A 14,098-nucleotide genomic window follows, 5' to 3' on the forward strand; every position below is an offset into this window, starting at 1 on the left:
CAGCGCGAGCGTTTCTCTTCAACCGTATCCAGGAGCAGTCKATGAAGACCGTTGGTGACAAGATCGAAGCCTTCCACGTCGTCGGTGTCAAGCCGGGTTTCAACAACCATGAAGAGAACGGCCAGTCGGCCTTCGAAGACATCACCGAAAAATCGTTCGAAGGCAAGTGGAAGATCATTTACTTCTACCCGAAGGACTTCACCTTCGTGTGCCCGACCGAAATCGTTGCCTTCGCCAAGCTGAACGGCGACTTCGCCGACCGCGACGCGATCGTGCTGGGCGGCTCGACCGACAACGAATTCGTGAAGCTGGCATGGCGCCGTGAGCACAAGGACCTGAACAAGCTGGACCAATGGCAATTCGCCGACGTGACCGGCTCGCTGATCGACCAGCTTGGCGTGCGTGACCACGCTGCCGGCGTCGCACTGCGCGCTACCTTCATCGTCGATCCGGACAATGTCATCCAGCACGTGTCGGTGAACAACCTGAACGTCGGCCGTAACCCGGACGAAGTCCTGCGTATCCTCGACGGCCTGCAAACGGACGAGCTGTGCCCGTGCAACCGCGCTGTTGGCGGCGCCACGCTGTAAGCTGTCGACCAGCTGGCATGCTGAACAAACCGCCGGTGCTCAATGGCCGGTGGTTTGTGACGATTTGCGCGGCGGGCTCCGGCCCGCACCTCGAAACCCGCCATGGCGGGTTTTTTGAGCCCCTACCGATAGGAGATTTGTATGGAATTCCTCAGCACGATTAAAGGCCTCATCCCTGACTACGCCAAGGACATTCGCCTGAACCTTGACGGCACCATCGCCCGCTCCTCGCTCGAGGGCAACGATGCGGTAGCGGTAGCCCTGGCTGCGGCGTTTGCCGCCAAGAGCCGCGTGATTGTCGATGCGATCCGCAATGCCGGCGTGCTGTCGCCCGAGGAAACCAACGCGGTGCTGACCGCCGCCGCGCTGATGGGGATGAACAACGTCTGGTATCCGTTCGTTGAAATGGCGGACGACCCCGATCTGGCCACCCAACCGGCCGGCCTGCGCATGAATGCGTACGCCACGCATGGCGGCGTGGACAAGCGCCGCTTCGAGATGTATGCGCTCGCCGCCTCCATCGTCGGCAAGTGCCATTTCTGCATCAAGTCGCACTACGCGCTGCTCAAGAACGAGCAAGGCATGACCGCGCAGCAACTGCGCGACGTGGGCCGCATTGCTGCCGTCGTAGTGGCCGCCGCCAATGTGATCGCCGCGGAATAAGACCGCACAGGGCCGCAGGCCGGCACGTGCCGGCCCGGCCTTCATGGTGCGTCCACGGGGCCCCGCGGCGTTATGCCGACGGGCCCCGCCACACGTTCCGCTCGTGGCGGCGCAAGCCTGTGGCCGGTGTGCCAAGTCGGTGATTCACTGACTGCATTTGTGCACCGAAGAGCCTACAATCCAGCAAAGGTCACAGTCTTCACCCCTCCGCCATGAGCTCCCTTCCCTCGCATACCTCCCCGCGCTTCCACTACCGGCTTGCCGCCGTGCACGACTGGGGCGACATTGCCGCGGTGACCCAGCAGGCCTATGGCCAATACGAACTGGAGATCATGGAGGATTGCCGGGCGTCCTTCCAGCAAGGCATGAAATCCGTGCTGGCGGCAACAACCTCGGAAATGGAGTGGTGGGTGGCGGAAACCGATCACGGCATCAGCGGTGCGGTGTTGTTCTGCCACCCGGGCGCCACCCTGCAGGCACTGGACGGCAGCACCATCACGCTAGGCCTGCCGGAAGCACGCCTGCTGGCGGTGAACCCGCAGGCGCGGAGCCTTGGGCTGGGCCGCACGCTGATGCAGGTCTGCATCCAGCGCGCGCGCGATATCGGCGCCAGCGCGTTGCTGGTGCGGACCATGCCGGAAATGAAATCCGCCAACCGGCTTTGCGAGCAAATGGGCTTTGCCAAACGCACGGAGGCTGGTGCGCGCTCAGGACAGATGGCCCGGTTGATCGACTACGTCTACACCCTGTCGCCCGAAAAAGCGGCGGAGGCCGGCACAACGTCCAAAGGCTGAACACCGGGACGGCCGAACGCCGGCCCGGCGGTCACCGTCCCCGCCGTCAGCCTTAGTCCTGCGTGTTCGCGATCGTGCCGCGCCAGATCAGCACCACGGCCTGCGCCACGATGCCTTCCTGCTTTCCCTCGAAGCCCAGCTTCTCATTGGTCTTGGCCTTGACGTTGCAGCTTGCCGGCGGCAAGCCGAGGTCTTCGGCCAGGTTTGCCACCATGGCGCCGATATGCGGCGCCAGCTTCGGCGCCTGCGCGATCACGGTCGCGTCCACATTGCCGATTTCGTAGCCGGCCTCGCGAACCCGCCGAGCGGCCTCGCGCAGCAACACACGGCTGTCCGCCCCCGCGAAACGCGCATCGGTATCCGGGAAATGCCGGCCGATGTCCCCCAGGCCTGCCGCGCCGAACAATGCATCGGTAATCGCATGGAGCAACGCGTCGGCGTCGGAATGCCCGAGCAGTCCGCGATCGTGGGGGATGTCCACGCCGCCCAGGATGAGCTTGCGGCCGGGCACCAGCGCGTGCACGTCGTAGCCTTGGCCGACGCGGATATCGAATGGGGTCATGGGAGCGGCACTCCTTCAGGATCGGGTTAGGGAATGGGTTTCAGGGCTTCGTGGCGGCGTCTTCGCCCAGCAGCAGCTCGGCCAGGGCGAAGTCTTCGGGATAGGTCACCTTGAAATTGCGCAGCGAGCCGTTGACCAGCCGCGGATGCAGGCCCAGCCGCTCGATCGCGCTGGCCTCGTCGGTCACCACCGCGCCCGCCGCCAACGCTTCCTGCAGCGCCTGCCGGAGCACGCCGACGCGGAACATCTGCGGCGTCTGCGCCTGCCACAAACCCTCGCGCGGTACCGTGGCGCCGATGCGCACCACGGCAGCCGGCTGGGCGCCGGATGCCGGGTCGGCGCGCTTGAGCGTATCGGGCACCGGCACCGCCAGGATGCCGCCGATGGCGGCGTCGGGGCCATCTTCTTCCGCGCCACTCTCGCCCTCCACGGCGCGCACCAGCGCGTGGATCATGGCAGGCGTGAGCCCGGGACGCGCGGCATCGTGCACGAGCACCCAGTCGCGGTCGGTGGCGCCGAGCTGTGCCAGGTGATGCAAGCCCGCCAGCACGGAAGCATGACGCGTATCGCCGCCCACGAACGCGGTGTCAAAACGCAGGCCGGCAAAGGCCGCCGCGCCGAAGCGGGACTCCAGCGGCATATCGTCCGGCGCCAGCACCAGCGCGGTGGCGCTGATGGCATCGCAGGCCGCGAAGGCGGCCAGCGCGTACCAGATCATCGGCCGGCCGGCCACAGTCTGGTATTGCTTGGGCAAGCTGCCGCCGGCGCGGCTGCCGGTACCGGCACAGGGGATCAGGGCAAAACGGCGAGCAGACACGGATAGCGCAAGGGGGCAAGGTGGGTGCCGTGCACGGAGCACGGCGCAAGGCTTTCAAGTTTTCCACCCTCGCCACCCGACTGGCAGGCGCGAGGCAAGGCATTGAAAACGCGGATTTCGGAGCGCATTCTATAATACGGCCTTCGCCCGCGGACATGCGGGCGACGAAAGCGCAGTGCCTTTGTTCCTGTGAGCGCCGCCTGCTCCGCCTGCACCCCGCCCGCAACGCCGGCGGGGTGTCGCTGTTGCATGRCACGCTTTCTTGCCCGCAACCGTACGCACACGCACAGCACATACCGCCTGCAACGTCCGCAACGCCCCAAGCAAGCCACCAAGCCAGCCCGCACCCGATGCCTGAAGCCAATCGTCCCGCCCCCTTCGCCAACCTCCCCTTGGTCAAGGCCGGCCAGCGCAACACCGTGTCCGGCCTGGCCGGCTCCGCCGACGCCCTGGCGCTGGCCGCCTACGCCAGCCAGCACCGCGAGCGCGTGCCGATGCTGGCGGTGATGTGCGCCAATGCAATCGACGCCCAGCGACTGGCCGAGGAAATCCCCTGGTTCGCGCCGGACTTGCGGGTGCGCCTGCTGCCCGACTGGGAAACCCTGCCCTACGACAGTTTCTCGCCGCACCAGGACCTGGTCTCCGAGCGGCTGGCCACCTTGCACGACATCCAGGGCGGCCAGTGCGACATCATGCTGGTGCCGGCGCAGACCGCGCTCTACCGGCTGGCACCGCCTGCTTTCCTGGCGGCCTACACATTCTTCTTCAAGCAGGGCGAGAAGCTCGACGAAGCCGCGCTCAAGGCACAGTTCACGCTGGCCGGATACGAGCATGTCAGCGCCGTCATGCGGCCCGGCGAGTACAGCGTGCGCGGCGGCCTGATCGACCTGTTCCCGATGGGCTCGCCGCTGCCGTACCGTATCGACCTGTTCGGCGAGGAAATCGAAACCATCCGCGCCTTCGACCCCGACACCCAGCGCAGCCTTTACCCGGTCAAGGAAGTGCGCTTGCTGCCCGGCCGCGAGTTTCCGCTCGACGAAGCCGCGCGCACCGCCTTCCGCGGCCGCTGGCGCGAACTGTTCGAAGGCGATCCGAGCAAATCGACGATCTACAAGGACATTGGCAACGGCGTACCGTCGGCCGGCATCGAGTACTACCTGCCGCTGTTCTTCGAAAGCTCGGCCACCGTCTTCGATTACCTGCCGGCCGATAGCCAGATCGCCTACGTCGGCGATGTACACGAGGCGATCCGCCGTTTCTGGGCCGATACCACGCAGCGCTACAACTTCATGCGCCATGACCGCGAGCGGCCGCTGCTGCCGCCCGCGGCGCTGTTCCTGCTGGAGGAACAGTTCTTCGCCGGCGCCAAGCCGCTGGCGCGGCTGGTGCTGCAGGCTGCCGCCAGTGCGGACACTACGCCGCTGGCCGAACCGCTGCCCGATGTCTCGGTCAACCGCCGCGCCGAAGACCCGCTGGTCAACCTCGAAGCCCTGCTGCTGAAGAAGGACCGGCGCGTGCTGATGTGCGCCGACTCCGCCGGCCGGCGCGAAACCCTGCTGCAGCTGTTCGGCGAAAGCGGGCTGCGCCCGCAGCCGATCGACGACTTTGCCGCCTTCCTGGCCGGCGACTCGCATTTCTCCATCGTGGTGGCGCCGCTGCAAAGCGGCTTCGCCCTGGCCGGCGCGGACGGCATCGCGCCGCTGGCCTTTGTCACCGAGGCCGAGCTGTATGCCGGCACCGCGCGCCGCACGGGCCGGCGCAAGCAGGAACAAGCCAGCGCGGTCGACTCGATGGTGCGCGACCTGGCCGAGCTCAAGATCGGCGACCCCGTGGTGCACAGCGAACACGGCATCGGCCGCTATCAGGGCCTGGTCACGCTCGACATGGGCCAGGGCGAAGAGGAATTCCTGCACCTGGATTACGAGAAAGGCAGCAAGCTGTACGTGCCGGTGCACCAGTTGCACGTGATCTCGCGCTACTCCGGCGCCGATCCGGACACCGCGCCGCTGCACCAGCTCGGCTCCGGCCAGTGGGACCGCGCGAAACGCAAAGCCGCGCAGCAAATCCGCGATACGGCCGCCGAACTGCTCAACCTGTACGCGCGCCGCGCCTTGCGCCAGGGCCATGCCTTCGAACTCACGCCCAGGGACTACGAGAAATTCGCCGAGAGCTTTGGCTTCGAGGAAACACCGGACCAGGCCGCCGCCATCGCCGCGGTGATTGCCGACATGACCTCGGGCAAGCCGATGGATCGCCTGGTATGCGGCGATGTGGGCTTCGGCAAGACCGAAGTCGCGTTGCGCGCCGCCTTCGTCGCGGTCATGGGCGGCAAGCAGGTGGCCATCCTGGCGCCCACCACGCTGCTGGCCGAGCAGCATTTCCAGAATCTCTCCGACCGCTTCGCCGAATGGCCGGTGCGGATCGTGGAGCTGTCGCGCTTCAAGACCAAGAAGGAGATCGACGGCGCCATCAAGCAGATCAACGACGGCACCGCCGACATCGTGATCGGCACGCACAAGATGCTGTCGGACGATGTCAAGTTCCAGCGCCTCGGGCTGGTCGTTATCGATGAGGAACACCGCTTTGGCGTGCGCCAGAAGGAAATGCTCAAGACCCTGCGCGCCGAGGTCGACGTGCTGACCCTGACCGCCACGCCAATCCCCCGCACGCTGGGCATGGCGCTCGAAGGCCTGCGCGATTTCTCGGTGATCGCCACCGCGCCGCAAAAGCGCCTGGCCATCAAGACCTTCGTGCGGCGCGAGGAAGACGGCGTGGTGCGCGAGGCCATCCTGCGCGAGCTCAAGCGCGGCGGGCAGGTCTACTTCCTGCACAACGAAGTCGACACCATCGAGAACAAGCGCGCCAAGCTCGCCGAACTGGTACCGGAAGCCCGCATCGCGGTGGCGCACGGGCAGATGCACGAGCGCGAGCTGGAGCGCGTGATGCGGGACTTCGTCGCGCGCCGCGACAACATCCTGCTGTGCACCACCATCATCGAGACCGGCATCGACGTGCCGACCGCCAACACCATCCTGATCCACCGCTCCGACAAGTTCGGCCTGGCGCAGCTGCACCAGTTGCGCGGCCGCGTCGGGCGCTCGCACCACCAGGCCTACGCCTACATGCTGGTGCACGATGTGGACGGCCTGAGCAAGCTGGCGCAGCGCCGTCTCGAAGCCATCCAGCAGATGGAAGAACTGGGCTCGGGCTTCTACCTGGCCATGCACGACCTGGAGATCCGCGGCGCGGGCGAAGTGCTGGGCGACAAGCAATCCGGCGAGATCCACGAGATCGGCTTCCAGCTCTACACCGACATGCTCAATGCCGCCGTCAAGGCGCTCAAGGCCGGCAAGGAGCCCGACCTGATGGCGCCGCTGGCGGCCACCACCGAAATCAACCTCGGCACCCCGGCCCTGCTGCCCAGCGACTATTGCACCGACGTGCACGAACGCCTGTCGCTGTACAAGCGCCTGGCCAACTGCGAAGCGGCCGAGCGCGTGGACGATATCCAGGAGGAGCTGATCGACCGCTTCGGCCGGCTGCCGCCGCAGGCGCAGGCGCTGATCGAAACCCACCGGCTGCGCATTGCCGCCGTGCCGCTGGGCGTGCGCAAGATCGACGCCAGCGATGCGGCGATCAGCATGCAGTTCCTGCCCAACCCGCCGATCGATGCGATGAAGATCATCGACCTGGTGCAGAAGAACCGGCACATCAAGCTCGCCGGCCAGGACAAGCTGCGCATCGAGGCCAAGATGCCCGATATTGCAGTGCGCGCGCAAACGATCAAGCATACGTTGCGCCAACTGGCCTGATCATTGCTCCGCGCTACCCCGCCACCCTGCTACCCGCTTCCGGCGCATTGCCGCGGGTGCGGGAGCGGGAGCGGGCGGCGATGGTGCACCGTGCATGGACCTTCAGCCCGCCTCGGTGTAGCATCGTTCACTTAACACGTTAACACGTTACCCAAAGCCAAAGGCCCCAAGCCATGCAAGCCGATACCCTCAGCAAGCCTGCCGATGCCGCCAACCGTGGCAGCGCGCTCGACTGGACCCAGCGCCTGGTCAGCTACGACACCACCAGCCGCCATTCCAACCTCGGCCTGATCGAAGCGGTGCGCGATCATTTCCTGGCCAAGGGTCTGCGCCCCCACCTGACCTACAACCCGCAGGGCGACAAGGCCAACCTGTTCGTCACCGTGCCCGCCGCAGACGGCAGCACCGATGGCGGCATCGTGCTGTCGGGCCACACCGACGTGGTACCGGTGGACGGCCAGAACTGGACCACCGATCCGTTCAAGCCGGTGATCCGCGACGGCCGCCTGTACGGTCGCGGCACCTGCGACATGAAAGGCTTCATCGGCACCAGCCTGGCGCTGCTGCCCACCATCCTGCAGGCCAAGTTGCGCGAGCCGGTGCACTACGCGCTGTCCTTCGACGAAGAGATCGGCTGCATGGGCGCGCCCTACCTGCTGGCCGAACTGCGCGATCGCGGCGTGCGCCCGGCCGGCTGCATCGTGGGAGAGCCCACCAGCATGCGCGTGATCGTGGCGCACAAGGGCATCAATGCCTACCGCTGCTGCGTCAAGGGCCAGGCCGCGCATTCGTCGCTCACGCCCAAGGGCGTCAATGCCATCGAGTACGCCGCGCGCCTGATCTGCTTCATCCGCGACATCGCCGACGAGTTCAAGGCCAACGGCCCCTACGACCGCGACTTCGACGTGCCCTTCACCACCGCCCAGACCGGCACCATCCAGGGCGGTATCGCGCTCAATACCATCCCGGCGCTGTGCGAGTTCGTGTTCGAGTTCCGCAACCTGCCGGGGGTCGATCCCGAAGCCATCTTCGCCCGCATCCAGGGCTACGCCAACGAGGTGCTGCTGCCCAGGATGCGCGCCGAGCACGGCGACGCCGGCCTCACCATCAGCAAGATCGCCGCCGCGCCGTCGCTCGACGTGGCCGAGCAGGAAGCCATCACGCAACTGGTGCGCGCGCTCACCGCCGACCGTGACGTCAACAAGGTCGCCTATGGCACCGAGGCCGGCCTGTTCCAGCGCGCCGGCATCCCGGCCGTGGTATGCGGCCCCGGCGATATCCAGCAGGCGCACAAGCCCGACGAGTTCGTCGAACTGGAACAACTCGCCGCCTGCGAGTCGTTCCTGCACAAGGTGGTCGACAGCCTGCGGGTGAACTAAGCCGTTTTTTGCGTTGTGGACGGCCCGCCTCCGCGGCGGGCCGGTTGTTGCGTCATGTCCAAAAATAACAGGGAGACACCATGACAGCAGTATCGGCAAGCGGTACCGGCAACACCGGCGCGGCGCAGGCGGCAGCGCCCGTTTCGCGCCATCCCTGGCGCGCGGTGATATCGGCCTCCATCGGCAATGCCCTGGAGTGGTTCGACCTGGTCGTCTACGGCTTCTTCRCCGTCACCATCTCCGCGCTGTTCTTTCCCAACCACGACGAAACCACCTCGCTGTTGCTGACGCTGGGCACGTTCGGCGTGTCGTTCTTCATGCGGCCGCTGGGGGCCATCGTGATCGGCGTCTATGCCGACCGCAAAGGCCGCCGCGCCGCGCTGACGCTGTCGATCCTGCTGATGATGGTGGGTACGCTGATCATCGCGCTGCTACCCACCTATGCCTCGATCGGCGTGCTGGCACCTGTCGGCATCGTGCTGGCGCGCATGATCCAGGGCTTCTCCGCAGGCGGCGAGTTCGGCAGCGCGACGGCTTTCCTGGCAGAGCATGCCCCCGACCGGCGCGGCTTTTACTCGAGCTTCCAGGTCGCCAGCCAGGGCCTGACCACCCTGCTCGCGGCGGGCTTCGGCGCCGTGCTCACCACCACGCTCGCGCCCGAGCAGATGCAATCCTGGGGCTGGCGCGTGCCCTTCCTGTTCGGCCTGCTGATCGGCCCGGTGGCTTACTACATCCGCCGCCATGTCGACGAAACACCCGAATTCCTCCATGCCGAAACCACCGACACGCCGCTGCGCGACACGCTTGGCCACCAGAAGGAACGCCTGCTGCTGGCGATGGGCGTGGTGATTGTCGCCACGGTGTCGACTTATCTCGTGCTGTACATGCCGACCTATGCCGTCAAGCAGCTGGGCCTGCCACCCTCGACCGCATTCGCTGCCACCCTGGCCACGGGCATGGTGCAGATGCTGTTCTCGCCGCTGGTCGGGCACTGGTCGGATCGCTACGGCCGCATCGCGCCCATGCGCATCGCCGCGGTCCTCCTGCTGGTGTCGATCTGGCCGCTGTTCTGGCTGCTCAGCCACTATCCTGGCTTCGGCATGATGCTGGCGGTGCAGGTGGCGCTGGGGCTGATGATGACGCTGTACTTCGGCGCGCTGCCCGCGCTGGCGTCGGAGATCTTCCCTGTCAAGACGCGCACGACCGGCCTCTCTCTGTCCTACAACATCGCGGTGACACTGTTCGGCGGCTTTGCGCCCTTCATCCTGACCTGGCTGATCGGCGCCACCGGCAGCAAGCTGGCGCCGAGCTTCTACCTGATGGCCTGCGCTGTGGTGAGCCTGGTGGCGCTGGGCCAGACGCGCGCGCGCCTGGGCATCCGCTGAGGCGCGGTACGCATACGGTTGCGGGGCCGGGCCAGGCCCCGTTTTTCAGGGTCGACAGCAAAATCAAGGAGACCACTTCATGGCTGTGCAACAAGCCCATCGTTCCCAAACGTCCACGCGCTCCACACTGCGTGCTGGCCTGTCCGCACTCTCGCTGGCCGCCGGCCTGCTCTGTCTCGTCCCCGCCGCACAAGCCCAAGGCGCCAGCGGCGAAAGCCTGCAGGCGCAGATCGACACCCGCGCCAAGGCGGTCGAGGCGCAACTGATCGMCTGGCGSCGCGAYWTCCACCAGCACCCGGAGCTTGGCAACTACGAGGTCCGCACCTCCAGGCTGGTGGCGGACCACCTGCGCAAGCTCGGCATGGAGGTGAAGACGGGCGTAGCCAAGACCGGCGTGGTAGGCGTGCTCAAGGGCGGCAAGCCGGGTCCGGTGGTGGCGCTGCGCGCGGACATGGATGCGCTGCCGGTCAAGGAACGCGTGGACGTGCCCTTCGCCTCCAAGGCCAAGGGCCTGTTCCTGGGCAAGGAGGTGGACGTGATGCACGCCTGCGGGCATGACACGCACGTCGCGATCCTGATGGCAACGGCAGAGGTGCTGGCCGGCATGAAGGACCAGTTGCCCGGCACGGTCAAGTTCATCTTCCAGCCGGCCGAGGAAAGCCCGGCGGATTTCGAGCCTGACGGCAGCAATATGTGGGGCGCCAAGCAGATGGTGGCGGAAGGCGTGCTGGACAATCCCAAGGTGGATGCCATCTTCGGCCTGCACGTGAGCAGCGGCATCGAGTCTGGCAAGCTCGGCTGGCGCAGCGGCCCCGCCATGGCCGCCGCCGACCAGTTCCGCATCGACGTCAAAGGCCGCCAGACCCACGGTGCACTGCCCTGGGGTGGCATCGACCCCATCGTGGTGGCCTCCCAGATCGTGCTCGGCCTGCAGACCATCCAGAGCCGCCAGGTCGACGCCATGCTGGAACCGTCCGTCATCACCGTGGGCACCATCCATGGCGGCAACCGCATGAACATCGTGCCTGAAATGGTCGAGATGAAGGGCACCATCCGCACCTACCACGAAGGCATGAGGAAGGACATCCACGCCCGCATGAAACGCACCACCGAAGCCATCGCCGCCAGCGCCGGCGCCGAGGCGAATTTCAAGGTGCTGGAACTCTACAACGCCACCGTCAACCAGCCGACGCTGACCGAGAAGATGGCGCCCACGCTCAAGCGTGTGGCGGGGGACGGGAACTGGATGATTAGCCCGAAGCTGACGGCTTCCGAGGACTTCTCGTTCTATCAGGAGAAGGTGCCGGGGTTGTTCTTTAACCTGGGGGTGACGCCCAAGGGGACGGATGTGAACAAGGCACCCGCGAATCATTCGCCGGAGTTTTATGTGGACGAGGCGGCGTTGGTGAATGGGGTCAGGGCGTTGGCTGGTTTGACGGTCGACTATATGACTATGGTGCAGCGATAGGGGGATTGCCGGGCGGGCGATGGTCGGGGTGATCTCGTCTGTTTGGAAGGCTGTTATGGGCGATGACTGCTTCCGGCTGCGGCCGTTCAATACAGAAAGCCGAGTACAGGATAGGAAAGACGAAAACGAATATCTGTGAAGAGCCGCGCCGGCATCCGGCCGGAGCACAGAGTCCAGCTCAAGGGCCCAGCATCGATGCCACAATGCCACATACGGCAGCGCCGATCAGAGGTAATCGCTTGAGACAGACCGGAGACGCCCGGTCTGTCAGCGGCACATCAGAGGTCGCACTCTGCCATGTGGTGCAAAAGTTGGGCGCCTTTCTCGACTCGATCTTCATTGTCGACGCCACCGGTTTGCGGTATCGCGTAGAGTCGCGTAGCGGTACTCGTATCCATGCCGAGCGACTTGCAGGTGCTGTCCCAGGCTTCGCGATGCACCGCGGCGCTGGGCACGCCCGCGACTTCCCATCCCTCGGCAACACTGCGGATCTCCAAGCCGCTATTGACGAGAACAAGGGCTCGTCGCGCCGTTTCGAATCCAGAGAAACTGTTCGGCCAACCCGCGTTGGCGATCCGGTTTCTCGCCAGGCCGCTCTTGACAACGATCGCAAGCAGGTAGGGGTCGCGATAGTTGCTGCTCATTCGCGCTTTGTTCAGCATGCAGGCCTGATACCCGCCCTTGGGGCTGAGCGTGTAGCGGCCCGACGCGCCGTCACGCATTGCCTCGTATTTGACGAAATAGTATCGCCAGTCTTTGGCAGTACCGCTCGCGTCGAGGTAGGATTGGCGAATCGCTGCCGGCGTGAGCTGATTCCCGATAATGTCATCCAGAAACGCCACCAAGGGGTTCAGGGCCGGGTGAGTGCTTTCGCCTTTTTTGCCGCGGAAGAGTTCACGCCAGGGCTCGTCGTTTCGGGGTGCGCCGAAATCCGCCAGAGTATGGTTCGACCCACGCAGCTCTTTACGCGAATAATCGCCTTTCGCGAGCAGTGCGGCGGTGACGTCCTTCCAGCTTTGCCCTTGAGCGGCCTTATCGAATGTCGAGATAAACGCCTGGGCACGCGCGCTGAAATGAGCGGTGTCGAGATCGAAAACGGTGAGGCCGCCGCGCAACAGATCGTGGTCCTCCAGATTGTAAAGATCTGCTTCCAGTTCCGGCGCGGCGCGTAGCATATCGGCCTTCGCGATCTCGTTCCTGACCTGAGCCTGGTTGAACGTGACAACTTTCGCAAGGTCTCCATTATGGACAATCCCGACGATCTCTTCCAGCAAACGCGGCATGCTGTTGCGCTCGCCGGTGCGGATCTCGTCCTTCGACGCTTCAATCAGATTCCGGATCAGACGGAGTCGGTTGGGTTGCCCGCTTTCCGCTTCCCTGCGATGCACCAGTACACCGTAGAAGAGCAGCGTATGAGCCAGGGTCCATCCGTTGTTGCCGTAGTGCCGGCAGCAGGCGCCGAATAAGTCGACACCTTCTTTATCGATCGGATTGAACAGGAGTAGTGCGCCGTCGCCGTTATTCGAAGTCGTGGTACTGGCACGAAAGTACCTGGCGAACTCCGTCCGGATGTCCAGGTCTTTCCATGTGTCGAAAGCGTGGAAGAGAAACTCGACACTCTCGCTAGCGCGAGAAGCCTGCGCGCCATAGACCCGCTCTGCCAGATCATCGTCTCGCGTCCGCGAGTTGAATTCGATGTTGGCTCGCCACGCGTTGACTTCGGTAATAAAGCGGAAATAGCTCAGGAACTCGTTATCGATGAGATTGCCGGTGTCGCGATACGGCCAGAGAATGTCGGACCATACGGTATCGACCTTCTTGGTGAAATCATCGGCTATTTTCGGATCCTCTGCCTTCCTTAACAGTGCTTCGAAATGCGCCTTGAAGTTCTCGAAGTCGGTGAGCGGTTTGCCACGCGAATTCATCTTGATGTACAGGCTGTCGGTCAGGCCGTTTGCCTTTACTGGCAGCACGTGGAAGCGGATTGCCGGGTTCAGCGTGTTGGTGAGATTCTCCCATGCGGTACGAAAGTCGGAGAAGCCTGCCTTCGCGAAGGTGGCGTCGAGCGTATCCAGCACGGTCAGCATGGACTGAATGGTCGGATCGTGTCGCCACGTCGGCAGATAGCCAGGCTGGTCCGTGATCCATGCGGACAGGCGTCCGTCGAATTCCGGACGGCAGCTCGCGAGGAATGAGCAGAAGTCGCGCGCGCCGGGTCGCGTCGCATAGCTGAAGCGGGACCAGGGCTGCTGGGTGATGTCCACGCCCGTTCGCCAGGCAAGATAACACTGCAGAAGGAACAGCGTGGTCAATCGTTGCTGGCCGTCGAGAGGCGCGAACTTGCCAGACTCTTCCACGTCACCGAATACGAAATCGAGGTCCACGGGATCGCCTTCGGGCATCAACGCGTCGCATAGCGTAACGACAAACTGTTCACGAATCCGCTTGACAGCTTGTGTTTTCCGGCCTTGTGCGTAATCGCGCTGAATGAGCGGAATCTCGACCTCGGCTATCACGAGGTTGCAGATTTCCCGTCCAAAGAGCGTGGCGAAGCTGACGAGCGACGGAGGCACCGAAGACACCGAAGGCACCGAAGACTGAGATAGAGGAGCATTCATGGAGAAGAAA

General features: G+C 64.8%; 10 protein-coding genes. 7 read left to right on the forward strand and 3 right to left on the reverse strand.

Going from position 1 to position 14,098, the window contains the following annotated elements; translation table 11 throughout:
* The first annotated feature begins 41 nt into the window (after window positions 1-41).
* The 3 genes from AC1DN0_RS21450 (at window position 42) to AC1DN0_RS21460 (ending at window position 2,047) form a co-directional block, all read left to right on the forward strand.
* Window positions 42-590, forward strand: a complete 549-nt coding sequence (locus AC1DN0_RS21450; RefSeq protein WP_020201245.1) for a peroxiredoxin — start codon at window positions 42-44, stop codon at window positions 588-590.
* 141 nt (window positions 591-731) lie between these two features.
* The gene (locus AC1DN0_RS21455; protein ID WP_035860200.1) at window positions 732-1,253 is read left to right on the forward strand and encodes a carboxymuconolactone decarboxylase family protein; all 522 of its coding nucleotides are present in this window, start codon (window positions 732-734) and stop codon (window positions 1,251-1,253) included.
* Between the two features lie 212 nt (window positions 1,254-1,465).
* Window positions 1,466-2,047, forward strand: coding sequence for a GNAT family N-acetyltransferase (locus AC1DN0_RS21460; RefSeq protein ID WP_477103204.1), 582 nt, complete (start codon window positions 1,466-1,468; stop codon window positions 2,045-2,047).
* Window positions 2,048-2,099: 52 nt separating this feature from the next.
* On the opposite strand, the gene ispF is transcribed toward AC1DN0_RS21460, so the two are convergent.
* Window positions 2,100-2,609 (reverse strand): 2-C-methyl-D-erythritol 2,4-cyclodiphosphate synthase, encoded by a 510-nt coding sequence (gene ispF / locus AC1DN0_RS21465; protein ID WP_477103203.1) that lies wholly within the window; start codon window positions 2,607-2,609, stop codon window positions 2,100-2,102.
* A 40-nt stretch (window positions 2,610-2,649) separates the two neighbouring features.
* The gene (gene ispD / locus AC1DN0_RS21470; protein ID WP_441634012.1) at window positions 2,650-3,426 is read right to left on the reverse strand and encodes a 2-C-methyl-D-erythritol 4-phosphate cytidylyltransferase; all 777 of its coding nucleotides are present in this window, start codon (window positions 3,424-3,426) and stop codon (window positions 2,650-2,652) included.
* A gap of 350 nt (window positions 3,427-3,776) precedes the next feature.
* On the opposite strand from ispD, the gene mfd reads away from it, so the two are divergent.
* The 4 genes from mfd to AC1DN0_RS21490 all read left to right on the forward strand — a co-directional run bounded on the left by mfd (window position 3,777) and on the right by AC1DN0_RS21490 (window position 11,470).
* Entirely contained in the window at window positions 3,777-7,238 is a 3,462-nt protein-coding gene (gene mfd / locus AC1DN0_RS21475; protein WP_441634010.1) for a transcription-repair coupling factor, read from the forward strand.
* 173 nt (window positions 7,239-7,411) lie between these two features.
* Window positions 7,412-8,617, forward strand: a complete 1,206-nt coding sequence (argE, locus tag AC1DN0_RS21480) for an acetylornithine deacetylase (protein WP_441634008.1) — start codon at window positions 7,412-7,414, stop codon at window positions 8,615-8,617.
* Window positions 8,618-8,697: 80 nt separating this feature from the next.
* Window positions 8,698-10,002: an MFS transporter gene (locus tag AC1DN0_RS21485; protein ID WP_477145984.1), complete on the forward strand. Its 1,305-nt coding sequence runs from the start codon at window positions 8,698-8,700 to the stop codon at window positions 10,000-10,002.
* 79 nt (window positions 10,003-10,081) lie between these two features.
* Window positions 10,082-11,470, forward strand: a complete 1,389-nt coding sequence (locus tag AC1DN0_RS21490; RefSeq protein ID WP_477145985.1) for an amidohydrolase — start codon at window positions 10,082-10,084, stop codon at window positions 11,468-11,470.
* A 278-nt stretch (window positions 11,471-11,748) separates the two neighbouring features.
* Here AC1DN0_RS21490 and AC1DN0_RS21495 read toward each other — a convergent pair whose 3' ends face one another.
* Window positions 11,749-14,088, reverse strand: a complete 2,340-nt coding sequence (locus AC1DN0_RS21495) for a GmrSD restriction endonuclease domain-containing protein (protein ID WP_477111180.1) — start codon at window positions 14,086-14,088, stop codon at window positions 11,749-11,751.
* Window positions 14,089-14,098: the final 10 nt, after the last annotated feature.

Source organism: Cupriavidus sp. 05N39 (assembly GCF_056397325.1).

What these genes read in the sequence shown, in the direction of transcription:
- AC1DN0_RS21450 (WP_020201245.1), top strand. Translation starts at nt 42, where the DNA reads ATGAAGACCGTTGGTGACAAGATCGAAGCCTTCCACGTCGTCGGTGTC.
- AC1DN0_RS21455 (WP_035860200.1), top strand. Translation starts at nt 732, where the DNA reads ATGGAATTCCTCAGCACGATTAAAGGCCTCATCCCTGACTACGCCAAG.
- AC1DN0_RS21460 (WP_477103204.1), top strand. Translation starts at nt 1,466, where the DNA reads ATGAGCTCCCTTCCCTCGCATACCTCCCCGCGCTTCCACTACCGGCTT.
- ispF (WP_477103203.1), bottom strand. Translation starts at nt 2,609, where the DNA reads ATGACCCCATTCGATATCCGCGTCGGCCAAGGCTACGACGTGCACGCG.
- mfd (WP_441634010.1), top strand. Translation starts at nt 3,777, where the DNA reads ATGCCTGAAGCCAATCGTCCCGCCCCCTTCGCCAACCTCCCCTTGGTC.
- argE (WP_441634008.1), top strand. Translation starts at nt 7,412, where the DNA reads ATGCAAGCCGATACCCTCAGCAAGCCTGCCGATGCCGCCAACCGTGGC.
- AC1DN0_RS21495 (WP_477111180.1), bottom strand. Translation starts at nt 14,088, where the DNA reads ATGAATGCTCCTCTATCTCAGTCTTCGGTGCCTTCGGTGTCTTCGGTG.